The sequence below is a fragment of the Amycolatopsis acidicola genome (genome assembly GCF_007713735.2).
In the GTDB taxonomy this organism is placed as follows: Bacteria; Actinomycetota; Actinomycetes; order Mycobacteriales; family Pseudonocardiaceae; genus Amycolatopsis_E; species Amycolatopsis_E acidicola.
On record NZ_VMNW02000015.1, the window covers coordinates 75,901 to 91,073 of the forward strand.

16 protein-coding genes and 1 riboswitch are annotated in these 15,173 nt (G+C 70.7%); of the genes, 8 read left to right on the forward strand and 8 right to left on the reverse strand.

The window, feature by feature from the left end:
* Window positions 1-36: 36 nt before the first annotated feature.
* From FPZ12_RS13345 to thiD (FPZ12_RS13365), 5 genes are all read left to right on the forward strand, one after another.
* The gene (locus tag FPZ12_RS13345) at window positions 37-594 is read left to right on the forward strand and encodes a peptide deformylase (RefSeq protein ID WP_144746900.1); all 558 of its coding nucleotides are present in this window, start codon (window positions 37-39) and stop codon (window positions 592-594) included.
* 87 nt (window positions 595-681) lie between these two features.
* Window positions 682-1,599 (forward strand): S1C family serine protease, encoded by a 918-nt coding sequence (locus tag FPZ12_RS13350; protein ID WP_144746899.1) that lies wholly within the window; start codon window positions 682-684, stop codon window positions 1,597-1,599.
* Window positions 1,600-1,827: 228 nt separating this feature from the next.
* Window positions 1,828-3,459 (forward strand): phosphomethylpyrimidine synthase ThiC, encoded by a 1,632-nt coding sequence (thiC, locus tag FPZ12_RS13355; protein ID WP_166462717.1) that lies wholly within the window; start codon window positions 1,828-1,830, stop codon window positions 3,457-3,459.
* The gene (thiD, locus tag FPZ12_RS13360; RefSeq protein WP_144746897.1) at window positions 3,456-4,274 is read left to right on the forward strand and encodes a bifunctional hydroxymethylpyrimidine kinase/phosphomethylpyrimidine kinase; all 819 of its coding nucleotides are present in this window, start codon (window positions 3,456-3,458) and stop codon (window positions 4,272-4,274) included. Before thiC ends, thiD (FPZ12_RS13360) begins: the two co-directional genes overlap by 4 nt.
* A 76-nt stretch (window positions 4,275-4,350) precedes the next feature.
* Window positions 4,351-5,181: a bifunctional hydroxymethylpyrimidine kinase/phosphomethylpyrimidine kinase gene (gene thiD / locus FPZ12_RS13365; RefSeq protein WP_144746895.1), complete on the forward strand. Its 831-nt coding sequence runs from the start codon at window positions 4,351-4,353 to the stop codon at window positions 5,179-5,181.
* Window positions 5,182-5,244: 63 nt separating this feature from the next.
* Here thiD (FPZ12_RS13365) and FPZ12_RS13370 read toward each other — a convergent pair whose 3' ends face one another.
* The 4 genes from FPZ12_RS13370 to thiO all read right to left on the reverse strand — a co-directional run bounded on the left by FPZ12_RS13370 (window position 5,245) and on the right by thiO (window position 7,911).
* Window positions 5,245-5,676: a MarR family winged helix-turn-helix transcriptional regulator gene (locus FPZ12_RS13370; protein WP_144746893.1), complete on the reverse strand. Its 432-nt coding sequence runs from the start codon at window positions 5,674-5,676 to the stop codon at window positions 5,245-5,247.
* Window positions 5,677-5,841: 165 nt separating this feature from the next.
* On the reverse strand, window positions 5,842-6,609 hold the full coding sequence (gene thiG / locus FPZ12_RS13375; protein ID WP_144746891.1) for a thiazole synthase: 768 nt from the start codon (window positions 6,607-6,609) through the stop codon (window positions 5,842-5,844).
* Window positions 6,610-6,613: 4 nt separating this feature from the next.
* Window positions 6,614-6,814, reverse strand: a complete 201-nt coding sequence (gene thiS, locus FPZ12_RS13380; protein WP_144746889.1) for a sulfur carrier protein ThiS — start codon at window positions 6,812-6,814, stop codon at window positions 6,614-6,616.
* Window positions 6,814-7,911, reverse strand: coding sequence for a glycine oxidase ThiO (thiO, locus tag FPZ12_RS13385; protein ID WP_144746887.1), 1,098 nt, complete (start codon window positions 7,909-7,911; stop codon window positions 6,814-6,816). The genes thiS and thiO overlap by 1 nt, the downstream gene beginning before the upstream one ends.
* A riboswitch (TPP riboswitch) is annotated at window positions 7,906-8,013 on the reverse strand. It overlaps the preceding gene by 6 nt.
* 55 nt (window positions 8,014-8,068) lie before the next feature.
* Between thiO and thiE the strand changes: the two genes are divergently transcribed.
* Window positions 8,069-8,737, forward strand: coding sequence for a thiamine phosphate synthase (gene thiE / locus FPZ12_RS13390; RefSeq protein ID WP_144746885.1), 669 nt, complete (start codon window positions 8,069-8,071; stop codon window positions 8,735-8,737).
* A 59-nt stretch (window positions 8,738-8,796) separates the two neighbouring features.
* On the opposite strand, the gene FPZ12_RS46995 is transcribed toward thiE, so the two are convergent.
* From FPZ12_RS46995 to FPZ12_RS13405, 3 genes are all read right to left on the reverse strand, one after another.
* Window positions 8,797-9,900 (reverse strand): hypothetical protein, encoded by a 1,104-nt coding sequence (locus tag FPZ12_RS46995; protein ID WP_341771218.1) that lies wholly within the window; start codon window positions 9,898-9,900, stop codon window positions 8,797-8,799.
* Window positions 9,901-10,201: 301 nt separating this feature from the next.
* On the reverse strand, window positions 10,202-11,674 hold the full coding sequence (locus FPZ12_RS13400; protein ID WP_279537798.1) for an MFS transporter: 1,473 nt from the start codon (window positions 11,672-11,674) through the stop codon (window positions 10,202-10,204).
* Window positions 11,671-12,399, reverse strand: a complete 729-nt coding sequence (locus tag FPZ12_RS13405) for a GntR family transcriptional regulator (RefSeq protein ID WP_144746883.1) — start codon at window positions 12,397-12,399, stop codon at window positions 11,671-11,673. The genes FPZ12_RS13400 and FPZ12_RS13405 overlap by 4 nt, the downstream gene beginning before the upstream one ends.
* A 130-nt stretch (window positions 12,400-12,529) precedes the next feature.
* Between FPZ12_RS13405 and FPZ12_RS13410 the strand changes: the two genes are divergently transcribed.
* On the forward strand, window positions 12,530-13,537 hold the full coding sequence (locus FPZ12_RS13410; RefSeq protein WP_424923601.1) for an SIS domain-containing protein: 1,008 nt from the start codon (window positions 12,530-12,532) through the stop codon (window positions 13,535-13,537).
* On the forward strand, window positions 13,534-14,442 hold the full coding sequence (locus tag FPZ12_RS13415) for an N-acetylglucosamine kinase (protein WP_150980309.1): 909 nt from the start codon (window positions 13,534-13,536) through the stop codon (window positions 14,440-14,442). Before FPZ12_RS13410 ends, FPZ12_RS13415 begins: the two co-directional genes overlap by 4 nt.
* Here the strand turns inward: FPZ12_RS13415 and FPZ12_RS13420 are convergent.
* The gene (locus FPZ12_RS13420; RefSeq protein WP_144750241.1) at window positions 14,414-15,070 is read right to left on the reverse strand and encodes a DUF3159 domain-containing protein; all 657 of its coding nucleotides are present in this window, start codon (window positions 15,068-15,070) and stop codon (window positions 14,414-14,416) included. The two genes, FPZ12_RS13415 and FPZ12_RS13420, sit on opposite strands and share 29 nt — an antisense overlap.
* Window positions 15,071-15,173 lie beyond the last annotated feature (103 nt).

The window sequence follows — 15,173 nt, forward strand, 5'->3', positions numbered from 1 at the left end:
CGCGTCACGGTGCACCAATGGGTACGATCGCTGGTTGTGACGATCCACCCGATTCGTATCGCCGGCGACCCGGTGCTGCACAACCCGACCCGCGAAGTCGACCGCTTCGACGAGGAACTGCGCACCCTGACCGACGACATGTTCGAGACCATGTACGCGGCCGAGGGCGTCGGGCTGGCGGCCAACCAGATCGGCGTGGACCTCCGCGTGTTCGTCTACGACTGTCACGACGACAAGGGCGAGCAGCACAAGGGAATCGTGGTCAACCCGAAGCTCGAGACGTCGGTGATCCCGGAGACCATGCCCGACCCGGACGACGACTGGGAGGGCTGCCTCTCCGCGCCCGGCGAGTCGTTCCCGACGGGCCGCGCGAGCTGGGCCAAGGTCACGGGCTACGACATCGAGGGCAACCCGATCGAGGTCGAGGGCACCGGCTACTTCGCCCGCTGCCTCCAGCACGAGACCGACCACCTCGACGGCTACATCTACCTGGACCGCCTGGTCGGGCGCCACGCGCGCGAGGCGAAGCGGATGCTCAAGCGCAACAAGTGGGGCGTGCCGGGGCTGTCCTGGCTGCCGCCCAAGGAAGGCTGAGTTCGCCCAGGGTGAAAGGGGCGGCAGTCCCGGACGAAACGGGCGCACACTGATACCTGTAATGGTGTAATCAGGGTGGTGGTCGTGATGCCGGACTCCGACGCCCTCGACGCCTACTCCCGCGCGGTCAGCTCGGTCGCCGCGGAAGTGACGCCGCACGTGGCGAGCATCGGGCTGAGCCGGGGCGGTGGCTCCGGGGTCGTCTTCTCCGACGACGGGTACCTGATCACCAACGCGCACGTCGTCGGCCGCGAACGCGAGGGCACGGCCACGTTTTCCGACGGCACCGAGACCCCGTTCCGGGTCATCGGCGCGGACCCGCTTTCGGACCTCGCGGTCGTGCGCGTGCGCGGCAACGCGCCCGCGGCGGCGCGCCTCGGGGACGCGGACAAGCTGGTGGTCGGGCAGCTCGTGGTGGCGGTCGGCAGCCCGCTGGGCCTCGCCGGTTCCGTCACGGCCGGGGTGGTCAGCGCGCTCGGCCGGTCCCTGCCCGTCCGCACGCGCAGCGCGGGGCGCGTGATCGAGAACGTCATCCAGACCGACGCGGCGCTCAACCCAGGCAACTCCGGCGGCGCGCTCGCCGACTCCAGCGGCCGGGTGGTCGGGGTCAACACCGCGGTGGCGGGCATCGGGCTCGGCATGGCCGTCCCGATCAACTCGACCACCCGCCGGATCATCGACACCCTGCTCGTCGAGGGCAAGGTGCGGCGCGCGTACCTCGGCGTGGTCGGCACCCCGGCGCCGCTGCCCGACGAGGTGGCCGAGCACACCGGGCAACAGGCGGGGCTGCGGGTGGTCGAGGTGGTGCCCGGCGGTCCGGCGGCGAGCGCCGGGTTGCACGCGGGCGACCTCGTGCTGACGGTCGGGCGCGCCAGGGTTTCGGACGCGCAGGACATCCAGCGGCAGTTGTTCGGCGAAGTGATCGGCACCCGGCTGCCGGTGACAGTGCTGCGCAACGGCGCGATGGTCGACGTGATCGCCAGGCCGACGGAGCTGCCAGGCTAGAAAAGTCAAGCCCGGCAAGGGAAACCCGTGATGACCACGAACCGGCACCAGTGTTCGTGAGCAGCCGCACTTGTTCTGCGCGGCCGGGCATGGCATGGTCGTGGGAGCAATTCCAACGCGGGAGCTCGCGCTATGGCGGGCTGAGAGGGTGACTGGTGTCCGTCCCGGACCCGGCGTCACCGACCGCCGAACCTGACCGGGTAATGCCGGCGTAGGGAGTGATCTTCTTTGACGACGCTGGAGAACAACGCCGAGGTCCAGGTGACCACCGGGCCGATCACGGGATCACGCAAGGTACACCACACCACCGAGACCGGGCTCCGCGTCCCCGCCCGGCGGATCGAGCTGTCCAACGGGGAGCATTTCGACGTCTACGACACCTCCGGCCCCTACACCGACGAGGACGTCGTGATCGACGTCCACAGTGGACTCCAGCCGCTGCGGGCGGGCTGGGCGCAGGAGCACAACACCCAGCTCGGCTGGGCGAAAGCGGGCGTGATCACCCGCGAAATGGAGTACGTCGCGGCGCGCGAGCGGGTCAGCCCCGAGTTCGTGCGCGACGAGGTCGCCGCTGGCCGCGCGGTGATCCCGGTCAACCGCAGGCATCCCGAGAGCGAACCGATGATCATCGGGAAGAACTTCCTGGTGAAGGTCAACGCGAACATGGGAAACTCGGCCGTGTGGTCCTCGGTCGAGGAAGAGGTCGACAAGATGGTGTGGGCCACCCGCTGGGGCGCCGACACGATCATGGACCTCTCCACCGGCAAGCGGATCCACGAGACGCGCGAATGGATCGTGCGCAACTCGCCGGTCCCGGTCGGCACCGTGCCGATCTACCAGGCGCTGGAAAAGGTCGACGGTGAACCGGAAAAGCTCACCTGGGAGATCTACCGTGACACCGTGATCGAGCAGTGCGAGCAGGGCGTCGACTACATGACGGTGCACGCCGGCGTGCTGCTGCGGTACGTGCCGCTGACGGCGAAGAGGGTCACCGGAATCGTTTCGCGCGGTGGCTCGATCATGGCCGCGTGGTGCCTGGCACACCACCAGGAATCCTTCCTGTACACGCATTTCTCCGAGCTGTGCGAGATCCTGCGCGAGTACGACGTCACGTTCTCCCTCGGTGACGGGCTTCGTCCCGGCTCGATCGCCGACGCCAACGACCGCGCGCAGTTCGCGGAGCTGGAGACGCTCGGCGAGCTGACGCACATCGCCCGCGAGCACGACGTGCAGGTGATGATCGAGGGGCCGGGCCACGTCCCGATGCACAAGATCAAGGAGAACGTGGAGCTGGAGGAACGGCTCTGCGGCGAGGCACCGTTCTACACGCTCGGTCCACTTGCGACGGACATCGCCCCGGCGTACGACCACATCACCTCGGCCATCGGCGCGGCGCAGATCGGCTGGTACGGCACGGCGATGCTGTGCTACGTCACGCCGAAGGAGCATCTCGGCCTGCCCAACCGGGACGACGTGAAGACCGGGGTGATCACGTACAAGATCGCCGCGCACAGCGCCGATCTGGCCAAGGGCCACCAGTACGCCCAGGACTGGGACGACGAACTGTCCAAGGCGCGCTTCGAATTCCGGTGGGAGGACCAGTTCAACCTCTCGCTGGACCCGGACACGGCACGCGCGTTCCACGACGAGACGCTGCCGGCCGAACCGGCCAAAACAGCGCATTTCTGCTCCATGTGCGGGCCGAAGTTCTGCTCCATGCGGATCACCCAGGACGTGCGCAAGTACGCCGAGGAGCACGGCCTGTCCACTGTGGACGCAATCGAAGCGGGCATGCGGGAGAAGTCGGCGGAGTTCGGCGAGCAGGGGAACCAGGTCTACCTGCCGGTAGTGGAGCGATGACCGGAACACCGAGGACGGCACTCACCATCGCCGGGAGCGATTCCGGCGGTGGTGCGGGCATTCAGGCCGACCTGCGCACGTTCTTCGCCTGCGGGGTGCACGGGATGACCGCGATCACCGCGGTCACCGTGCAGAACTCCCTTGGCGTGCAAGGGTTCACCGAGATCCCGCCGGACGTGGTGACGGCGCAGATCAAGGCCGTCGCGCGGGACATGGGCGTGGACGCGGCGAAAACCGGGATGCTGGCCACCGCGGAGATCATCGAAGCGGTGGCCGCCACGCTCGACGAGGTGCGCATCGGCCGCGCGGCGGAAACGCAGCTGGTGGTGGACCCCGTCGCGGCGTCGATGACGGGCCACGCGCTGCTGCGCGAGGAGGCGCTGGAGGCCATCCGGAGCCTGCTGTTCCCGCGCGCCACCCTGGTCACCCCGAACCTGGACGAGGTGCGCCTGCTCACCGGCGTCGACGTGACGGACAGGGAGAGCCAGCGGCACGCGGCGGACGAACTGCTGGAGCTGGGCCCGCAGTGGGTGCTGGTCAAGGGCGGGCACCTGTACAGCGATCCGGAGTGCGTGGACCTGCTTTCCGATGGCGTGCAGTACATCGAGCTGCCCGGTCACCGGTACGAGACCAAGCACACGCACGGCGGCGGGGACACGATGGCCTCGGCGATCACCGCTTCGCTGGCGATGGATCTTGGCGTGCCCGACGCCGTGGCCGCGGGCAAACGCTTCATCGAGCGGTCGGTCGCGGAGGCCTACCCGCTCGGTGCCGGTGTCGGCCCGGTGTCGCCGTTCTGGCGGCTGCGACACTAGAGGGGAAGGTGCGGCCCAACGATCTCGGACCAGGCGCCCCCGTTCTGGCGACTGCGACACTGAGACACTAGAAGGCATGGTTGCAAGCGCACTGACCATCGCCGGCTCCGATTCGGGTGGGGCGGCCGGGCTGCAGGCCGATCTGCGGACGTTCCTGACCTGCGGGGTGCACGGGCTCGTGGCGGTCACCGCGGTGACGGTGCAGAACACGCTCGGCGTGCACGACCGGTCCGACATCCCGCCGCACGTGGTCGCGGGTCAGATCGAGGCCGTCGCCGCGGACATGGGCGTCAACGCGGCGAAAACCGGGATGCTCGCGTCCGGGGAGATCATCAAGGCCGTCGCGGAGGCGTGCGACCGCGCGGACATCGGCCGGGATCGCGCGGTGCCGTTCGTGGTCGACCCGGTCGCCGCGTCCATGCACGGGCACCCGCTGTTCGACGACGCCGGGCTGGCCGCGCTGCGCGAGGAACTGCTGCCGCGCGCGACGGTGCTCACCCCGAACCTCGACGAAGTGCGCCTGCTGACCGGTCTGACCGTGACGGGCCGCGCCGAAATGCATGAGGCCGCCGTCGCGCTGCACGCGCTCGGGCCGCGGTACGTGCTGGTGAAGAGCGGGCACCTGACCGAAGACCCGGAATGCGTGGACGTGCTCTACGACGGCACGGATTTCGTGGACCTGCACGGCCCACGCTTCGCGACGCCGCACACGCACGGCGCGGGCGACTCGATGGCCTCCGCGCTGACGGCCGGACTCGCGCGCGGTATGTCGGTCCCCGAAGCGGCGCGGTTCGGGAAGTGGTTCGTCAGCAACGCCGTCGCCAATTCCTACCCGATGGGCGCGAAAGTCGGCCCGGTGAGCGCCTTCTGGCGACTGGCGCCGGAGGAGTTCACGCCCGGCGGCTGAAGGTGGCGCGTGCTGGGATCGCTTGCGCGCCTGGGGAATGCGGCAGGAATTCACCGCAAGGGCTCACTCCTCGTCCGCGAGTAGCGCCTCCAGCGCGACGAGCCCGGCGGCCAGGTCCTTCTGCAGTTCGATCGGCAGCCGGTCGATGCGTTTGTTCAGCTCGTGCACTCTCGTCGAGCGGACTCCGGACAGCATCCGCTCGCCGTCCTCCGTCGCCGTGGCCAGCCAGGCCCGGCGGTCGATCGGATCCGGCTCGCGGCGCGCGTGGCCCGCTTCGACCAGCGACGCCACTATGCGCGACATGGTCGCGGCCGCCACGCCCTCCTTCACCGCCAGGTCGCCCAGCCGCATCGGCCCCTGCGCGACGAGCGTCGCGAGCGCCGAAATCGACCCGTGGCCGGGCCCCGGAGTGCCGGCCTGCCGCAGGGATCTGGACAGCCTTCCCACCGCGAGGAACAGCCGCCCCGCGACATCCTCGGTTTCCGACGCGTCCACCTCGAGCTCCTTCTGCTCGCCGATCCCCCGAATTCAAGGTGCGGACAACCATACGTGCTCTCGAAGTGGCCGTGCGGTGAACACCGATAGCCGGGCGTTTCCCGCGGTTTACCCTCACAGAATCGTTATCTGCCGATCGGTGGCAGCCCCGAATCCGCCGACTTGTTACCTGGGCGGGCTCGACGCCTGCGCCCAGAAACGCCGCGGCACCCTCCCGGCACCGTGCGCGAGCCGTCCGGCCAACACCGCGGAACGCATCGCGTGCGCCATCCGTTCCGGGTCCTGCGCGCGCGTGACGGCCGTGGACAGCAACACCGCGTCGCAGCCCAGTTCCATCGCCAGCGCGGCGTCGGAAGCCGTGCCGATCCCGGCATCGAGGATGATCGGCACCCCGGCGCGGGAGACGATCAGCTCGATGTTGTGCGGGTTCCGGATACCCAGCGCGGTGCCGATCGGCGCGCCCAGCGGCATCACCGCGGCACAACCGGCCTCCTCCAGCCTCAGGGCCAGCACCGGGTCGTCGTTGGTGTAGGCGAGCACGGTGAACCCGTCGCCTGCCAATTGTTCCGCCGCGTCAAGGGTTTCCACCGGATCCGGCAGCAGGGTGCGCTCGTCGGCGTGCACCTCCAGCTTGATCAGATCGGTCTCCAGCGCCTCACGCGCGAGCTGCGCCGTCAGCACCGCTTCGGCCGCGCTGCGGCAGCCCGCCGTGTTGGGCAGCAGCCGAATTCCCAAGCGCCGCAGCAGTTCCAGCACACCGGAGCCGCCCTCGGCGTCCGCACGGCGCATCGCGACCGTGGTCAGCTCCGTGCCGGACGCGACGAGTGCACGCTCCAGCACGGAAAGGTTCGCCGCGCCGCCGGTGCCGATGATCAGCCGGGAGCTGAGCTTGTGCGCACCGATCGTGAGCTGGTCCTCGGAACCGTCGAACATTTCGTCACCCACCTTGCACTGCCGTCAGGATTTCGAGCTTCGCGCCCGCGGGCACGACCACCCCGTCCCAGTCGCCGCGCCGCACGACCTCGCCTTCGAGCGCGACCGCGATGCCCTTCCGCGCGGCGCCGAGCGAATCGAGCAGGCCGGCGATCGTGCTCCCGTCGGGGAACGTCTTCCACTCCCCGTTGACCTGTACTTCCACTAGTGCTCCAGCCTTTCCGGATGTGCGGCCGCCACGCCTGGCGGTGGTTCCTCCCCGGCCAGCAGCGCGACGATCGCGTCGGCGGTCACCGGGGCCATCAGCAGGCCGTTGCGATGATGCCCGGTCGCCGCGAAGATCCCGGGCTCGAGTTCGCCGATGAACGGCACCGTGTCCACGCTCGCCGCGCGCAACCCCGCCGCCGTCTCGGCCAGTTCGTACTCGCCGACGCTCGGGAAGACGCGCTCCGCCCCTTCGAGCAGCTCGCGCACACCGCGCGCGCCCACTGTCTCGTCGAACCCCGCTTCGTACTGCGTGGCCCCGAGGACCAGCTCCCCGTCCACACGCGGGACAAGGTAGATCGGCCTGCCCTCGACGACCGCGCGCACAGTCCGCCGCGGCGGCGGGAGGCTGCTTCGCCGCGCACGCAGGCGCAGGATTTCGCCCTTCAACGGCCGCACCGCACCGGCGAGTTTCGGGTGCAGGCCACCGCTTCGCGCGCCTGCGGCGAGAACCACGACATCACAGTCGAGTTCCCCGGAAGCCGTCCGTACACGCCCCGGCTCGACCGCCGTCACGTTGTCTTCGATGAACTCGACGCCGCGCCGGGACGCCGCGAGCCGCAGCGCGCGCAGCAGTTTCCTGTTGTCCACGCCCAGATCTCCCGGCACCAGCAGCCCGCCGCGTACGGCGCCGAGGCCCGACTCCGCGGCACGCACCTGCCTGCTGGTGAGCCGTTCGGCCTCGCGACCGACCTTGGCCAGGTACTCCGCGACCACGTCCACCTGGTCGGCGTCACCGCGGTCGAAGGCGACCAGCAGGGTGCCCGCCGTGGACAGGTCCGGGCTGCCGCCCTCGGCCGTGAGTGCCTCGGCGAACGCGGGCCAGCGGCGCAGGGACTCCTCGCCGAGGTGCAGCGCCGTCTCCTCGCCAGGCCACGCTTCGCTGACCGGGGCGAGCATTCCGCCCGCCACCCAGGAGGCGCCGCGGCCGGGCGTGGGGTCGACCAGCTTCACGGCGTGACCGGCCGCGGCGAGCCGCCAGGCCGCGGACAGCCCGATGACCCCGCCACCGACGATCACGAGGTGCTTGCCAGACATGAAGATCACGCTCCCTGCGCCGGCATGATCCGGATCAGGTTCCACGGTCGGAGCGGTACCGGCTCCCTCTCAGCCCGTCCTCGGGCTCCCGTGCGGACCCCTCCACGGTACCTCGTGGCCGCCGGGGCGGTGCTCAGGGTGGGTTACCGTTGCGGCCATGCCAGGGCTCAGTGGTGACCAGATCCGGAAACGACTCGACGCGTCGCGGTTGTACCTGTGCACCGACGCGCGCGCCGAGCGTGGTGACCTCGCGGAGTTCGCCGACGCCGCGCTCGCCGGCGGGGTGGACATCATCCAGCTGCGGGACAAGACGAACGGGGCGCCCATTGAGGCCAAGCAGGAGCTGGCCGCGCTGGAGGTGCTCGCCGAGGCCTGCGCGCGGCACGGCGCGCTGCTCGCCGTGAACGACCGGGCCGACGTGGCGCTGGCCGTGGACGCGGACGTGCTGCACCTCGGCCAGGACGACCTGCCGGTGCCGCTGGCGCGGCGGATCATCGGGGACGAGCCGGTGATCGGCCGCTCGACGCATTCGATCGAGCAGGCCCGCGCGGCGGCCGACGAGCCGGGCGTCGACTACTTCTGCACCGGCCCGTGCTGGCCGACGCCGACGAAGCCGGGCCGCTCCGCGCCGGGGCTCGACCTGGTGCGCGACACGGCGGCGTCGGGCACCACCCGGCCGTGGTTCGCGATCGGCGGGATCGACACCGAACGCCTGCCCGAGGTGCTCGCGGCCGGCGCCTCCCGCGTGGTGGTGGTCCGCGCGATCACCGAAGCCGACGACCCGGCCGCCGCGGCGCGGCGGATCGTCTCGGGGCTCGGCGCTTAGGGATCGCTCCGAGGCTTGGGTTCGCCCCGCGCTTGGGGACCGCTCCGAGGACAACCTTCCTAGGGGCCGCTGGAGGGGGCGGCGCTCTCGGTCTGGGTGGGGGTCGCCGATTCCTGCGCGCTGCTGGACTGCGTCGGCTGGACCGTTTCCGACTGCGGCGCCGGGGCCTGCGACTGCGTCTGGCTGGTGGGCGTCTGCGAACCCGTGGTTTTCGTGGACGTCTCGCTCTGCTGCGTCTCGGTCGGGGTCACGGTGGTCGTGGTGCTGGACGAACCGCCCGAGCCGCCGACGACCCGGCTGAACGTGGTGCCCGAACCGCCGGAGATCGCCTGGCCCGTGATGCCCTCGAAGCCGGTGATGACGAGCATCCCGACCAGGAACGCGACCACGCTGGTGCCGATCAGCAGCGTCCAGCGGTTCTTCCACCATGGCTTCTTCGGCGCCGCGTCGTCCTCGGGGCCCGTCAGGACCTGGGTCTGGCCGTTCAGCGGCGGCTGCCCGTTGACCTGCGTGGCACCGTTCACCGCGCCGTTGACCTGCGTGGCACCGTTCAGCTGCGTCGCGCCGTTGACCTGCGTCGCGCCGTTGACCGGCTGGCCGAACACCTGCGTGCGGCCGTTGAGCGGCGGCTGCGCGCCCTGCCGCGCGATGAACACGGTGCGCTGACCGGACTCCGACTGTCCGTCACCGGCCTTGGGAATCCACTTCGTCGGCTGGACCGCGTTCGTCTGCGCCGGGGGCAGCTGACCGTGCCGCGCGAGCGGCATGGCGTCCTGCCGCGTCTGCCGCGGGACGCCTCGCTGCGCGGACGGCTGCATCAGCGGGTTCACCGAGCGCCGTGGCGGTTCGACCAGTTGCGTCTCCTGGCGCAGCCTGGTGTCGGTCAGCGCGAGGACCTCCTTGGTCTTGCGGACCGCCTGCCGCGTCTTCCGCAGGGACCGTAGATACACCTCGCCGCCCACCGTCGTCACCACGCTGGCGATGCCCGCACCGACCACGGTGCCCGCGACGCCCAGCGTGGACCCCAGGAACGCCGCTGTGACAGCCGCGAGCGCCGACGCGGCTATCTGTGCCGGCTTGAGGCCGGCCTTCTCCGTGCTTTCCTTCTCCTCGGTCATGATCCCGATCTGCTCGACGATTGCCCGTGATCTCCGGTTGCTCAACGTGTTAGTCGATTGAGATGCTCCCGGTGTTAGCAGTTTCGTGAGCAGAAACACGCGGACTGTCCATAGTGGACGACATGAACCAACCGCGTGTGCTCCCGGTGAGCCGGCCCCTCATTCGGAGGAGGGAACTTCTCCTTATGCCGCAACGTGTTTTCGGATCAGCACAGTGTCACCGGCACCAAGGAGACCAGTGTGCCACGAGGACCGGTTCCGCCGAAACGCGTAAGGAAACCGGCCAACCAGGGGACCGGAAAAACGACGGGGACATACTCCGGAGTAGCCCGGGCGAAAACGCGCGTCAGTTCCGTGTGTGGGTCGGCGGGGCGTCCACCGCGCAGTGCAGGCACCGCGACAGGTCCGGACCTGCCATGGGCGCAGGTTCCTCCTGCAGCACGGAGTTCCGCACGCCGAACGCCAGCAGCCCGCCGACGACGGCGAGCCCGGCGCACACCACCAGCGCCATCCGCCAGCCCGCGGTCAGCTCGGCCGGGTCGGAGTAGGACTCCCCGGTCAGCCCCGCAACCGCGGGCAGCACGGCGATCGCCAGCAACCCGCCGGCCCGCGCGATGGCGTTGTTCACGCCGGACGCGACCCCGGCGTGCTCGTCCGGCGCCGCGGCCAGCACGGTCGCCGTCACCGGCGCCACGACCGCCGCCAGCCCGAGCCCGAACACCAGGACAGCCGGGAACACCGTGCCGAGGTACGAAACGCCCGGCCCGATCCGCGTCATCAGCAACATCCCGGCCGCGAGCAGGAACGGCCCGGCGATCAGCTGCGCGCGTGGCCCGATCTTCTGCGCCAGCGCGCCGGAACGCCCGGACAGCAACAACATCACGAAGGTGATCGGCAGCCCGGCGAGCCCCGCGGCCGTCGGCGTGTAGCCGAGCGAAACCTGCAGCTGCAACACGAGCAGCATCATCACGCCGCCCAGCGCCGCGTACACGACGAAGGTCAGCCCGTTGGCGAGCGTGAACGTCCGGTCGGTGAACAGCCGCGGCGGCACGAGCGGGTCGGCCGAGCGCAGCTGCATGCGGACGAACGTGGCCAGCCCGGCCACGCCGAGCAGCGCGCAGATCCACACCAGCGGGCTGCCCACCCCGCGGGTCGGCGCTTCGACCAGCGCGGCGGTGATCCCGGCCAGCCCCAGCGCGCCCAGCACGGAAGCGAGGATCCCGGGCCGCCCATGAACCGTCTCGTCGCGTGACTCCGGCACGCACCGGTGCGCCAGCAGCACGCACACCACGGCCAGCGGCGGGTTGATCAGGAAACCCAGCCGCCACGACCAAGCCTGCACGAGCAGCCCGCCGACCAGCGGCCCGATCGCCGCCGCGATCCCGCCCAGCCCGGACCACGTGCCGATCGCCCGCGCGCGGTCGTCGTGCGCGAACGTCGCCTGCAGGATCGCCAGCGATCCCGGGGTGAGCAGCGCCCCGCCGATCCCCTGCAGGATCCGGGTGACCACGAGCATTTCCGTGGACATCGCCAGCCCGCACAGCGCCGAAGCCACGCCGAACCACACGACGCCGATCACGAACACACGCCGCCTGCCGTAGCGGTCACCGAGGGAGCCCGCGACGAGGATCAGCGACGCGAGCGCGAGCAGATACCCGTCGAGGATCCACTGCAGCCCCGAAACCGAGGCCCCGAACTCCGCACCGATCCGGGGCAGCGCGACGTTGACGATGGAGCTGTCCAGCATGGCCATCCCGGAACCCAGGATGGTGGTGGCCAGGACTCCCCGCGCCTGCGCGCTGCCCCAGCGGACGGTCACGGCCGGGTGAGCGTGGTGATGAACTTGTAGCGGTCACCGCGGTAGATCGAGCGCACCCATTCGACCGGCTTGCCGTCGGAGCCGAAGGAGTGTCGCGAAAGCAGCAGCACCGGCATGCCGACGTCGGCGCCGAGCAGCTCGGCCTCCTGCGGACCGGCGAGCGAGGTCTCGATCGTCTCCTCGGCGCGGTCCATCTGCACGCCGAACTGCTCGCGCAGCACCGAGTACAGCGAGCCGCCCGCCGAGACGTGCTTACGCAGCCCGCGGAACCGGCTCAGCGGCAGGTGCGTGGTCTCCAGCGCCATCGGCTCGTTGTCGGCCAGCCGCAGGCGCCGCAGCCGCAGCACCTTGGCGCCGCCGCGGGTGCCGAGCAGCTTCGCCAGCTCGGGGTCCGCCGACATCTCCTCGATCTCCAGCAGCTTCGACGAAGGCTCGCGCCCCTGCGCGCGCATGTCCTCGGTGTACGACGACAGCTGCAGGCGCTGCGCGAGCTTCGGCTCGGCGGCGAACGTGCCCTTGCCTTGTACGCGGTGCAAGCGCCCTTCGGCGGTGAGGTCCGCCAGCGCCTGCCGCACCGTCGTGCGGGACACCGCGAACTCCGTGGCCAGCGAACGCTCGGTGGGGATGGGCGAGCCGGGTGGCAATGTGTCGAGGAGGTCGAGCAGGTGCTGCTTCAACGCCCAGTACTTCGGCTCGCGCTGACCGCGCGTGGGTGACTCCAACATGACCGACTCTCCTTCGAACCGCGCATCCGGCGCAGGAAGAAACTACCCTTTCCCGATATCGACGCGCCCGGGCTAGCATTGGTCTAGACCTTCAGCCCTAGGAGACGTGATGACCAGCCCCGGACAGCACATGGCAGCCGAGATCGCGGAGCAACCAGCCGTGCTGGCCGGCCAGGTGGCCCGCCGTGCGGAGTTCGCCGAGGTGGCGAGGGTGATCGCACAACGGCCGCCGCGCTTCGCGTTGCTGGCCGCGCGCGGATCGAGCGATCACGCGGCGCTGTACGCGAAATACCTGATCGAAGTATTGCTCGGCCTGCCCGCGGGCCTGGTGTCCCCGTCGACCGTGACACTCTACGGTGCCCGCCCCGATCTGCGCGACGTCCTGCTGATCTCGGTCAGCCAGAGCGGCGGCTCGCCCGACCTGCTGGAATTCACCGAGACGGCCAGGGAGCGCGGCGCGCTGACCGTCGCGGTCACCAACACCCCCGACTCGGCGCTCAACAAGGCGGCGGAGCTGGCGGTCGACATCGGCGCGGGCGCGGAGGTCGCGGTGGCCGCGACGAAGACGTACTCGGCCACGCTGCTCGCGTTGTACCTGCTGATCGACGCCGTGCGCGGAGGCGACGCGTCGGCGGCGGCGAACCTGGGCGAGCTGGCGGCGCAGGCGCTGGAAGCGCCCGTGCAGCGCGCGATCGACCGGTACCGGTTCGTCGACCGGATCATCACCACAGGCCGCGGCTACTCCTACGCCACAGCGCTGGAGACGGCGCTGAAGCTCGCCGAAACGAGCTACCTCGCCGCCCGCGCGTACAGCGGGGCGGACCTGCTGCACGGCCCGGTGGCGGCGATCGACGAGGAAACCGCCGTGCTCGCGGTGACCGGCGCGGGCCGCGGCGGCGCGGCGATGCACGACGTGCTCAAGGCCGTCACCGAGCGGGGCGCCGACGTGCTCGCGCTCGGGTCGTCCACGGAAGACGTGCCCGCGGCGGTGCGGATCCCGATCCCCGAGGTGGCCGAGGAACTCGCGCCGGTACTGGAAGTCCTTCCAGCACAACGACTCGCGCTCGGGCTCGCGCTCGCCCGCGGCGGGAACCCGGACAACCCGCGCGGGTTGCTCAAGGTCACGAAGACGCGATGAGGTTCGTCGTCGGGGTGGACGCGGGTGGCACGTCCACCCGCGCGCTCGCGGTCTCCGCGGACGGGACGGTGCTCGGCAGCGGCAGGTCCGGCGGCGCGAACCCGAACTCGCAGCCGCCCGCCGAAGCCGTCGCGCATGTGGCCGAAGCGATCGGCAGCGCGCTGACCGGGCTCGATCCGTACGAAGCAAACGCTTGCGTCGTCGGCATGGCGGGTACGGCCAAGCTGACCGACCGTACGGTCGCGGCACTGTACGAAGCCACCTGGGAACGACTCGGCCTGTCCGGGGTCGTGGTGCTGACCGACGCCGAAGTGGCGTTCGCGTCCGGGACCACGGCTCGGGACGGCACGGTGCTCGTCGCGGGTACGGGCTCGATCGCGGGCCGGATTCGCGGGCGGCGCATGGTTTCCACGGCCGGCGGCTACGGCTGGTTGCTCGGTGACGAAGGCTCGGCGTACTGGCTCGGCAGGGAAGCCGTCCGCACCACGCTTCGCGCGTTGGAGACCGACGCCGAACTCGACGAGCTCGCTGCGGCCGTACTGCGCGAGACCGGCATCGACCCGGCCGACCGGAAGACGGCGTGGCGGCGCCTGATCACGGTGGCCAACGGCGAAGCCCCGATCCGGCTGGCCCGCTTCGCCCCGCTCGTCGGGCCCGGCCCGATCACCGAGCGCGCCGCGGACCTGCTCGTCGAGATCGCGCTGGCCGTCAGGGAACCCGGCGAGACCACGCCGGTCGTGCTCGTCGGCAGCGTCCTCGGCGGCCCTGTCGGCGACGGCGTGCGCAAGCGGCTCGCCGGGCTGGAAGTGCAGGCCAGCAACGACGGCGTGTTCGGCGCGGCCTGGCTCGCCGCCGTCGAGGCATACGGTGAGGCCGCTAGGTTTCCACGTCCTCGGGCGTCCTGATCCGCCGCAGCCCAGGGTGATCATCCGGCAACGATCGGTACAACACCCAGCCCGCGGCGGCCACCGTGAGCGCCTGCAGCGGCCACGTCAGCACGGTCCGTGCCACTCCCAGCGCGACGAGTTGTCCCGCCCACCACAGCGGCAGGTACACCACGACCCGCAACAGGTACTGGCACGACCACAGCAGACTCGCCCGTGAATAGGCGCGAAGCAGCTCAGGATCCTTGCGCCAGCGGGTTTTCTGGCCGAGCACCAGCCCGACCACGACGCCGAGCAGCGGCCAGCGCACCACCACGCTCGCCGCCCACAGCAACGCGCTGGCCACATTGGACAGCAGCTGGATCAGGAAGAAGTCCTGTGCCCGCCCGGTGTGCAGGGCGACCAGCGCGGCGACGATCACCGCGGCGAGGCTCACCACGACCGCGCGCGCCTTGCCGCCGCGGGCGAGCCGCACCGCCCCGACGACGACGGCGACGGCGATCGCCGCGATCGAGCCCCAGGCGATCGAACTGCCGGCGGCCAGCCACCCGATGACGAACGCGACCGGCGGCAGACTCGCGTCGATCGCACCCCCGCGACCGCCGAGAACGCTCGCCAGCGACTCCCGCTCCGTGGTTTGTGAGGTCACCCTTACACCCTGCCCGATTCGTGCCCCGAACGGCAGGGGGCACCGAGATCTTCGCCACACGATGGGGGTCACCGGCAGTAATGAAGAGGCGCTCGGAGCCGAC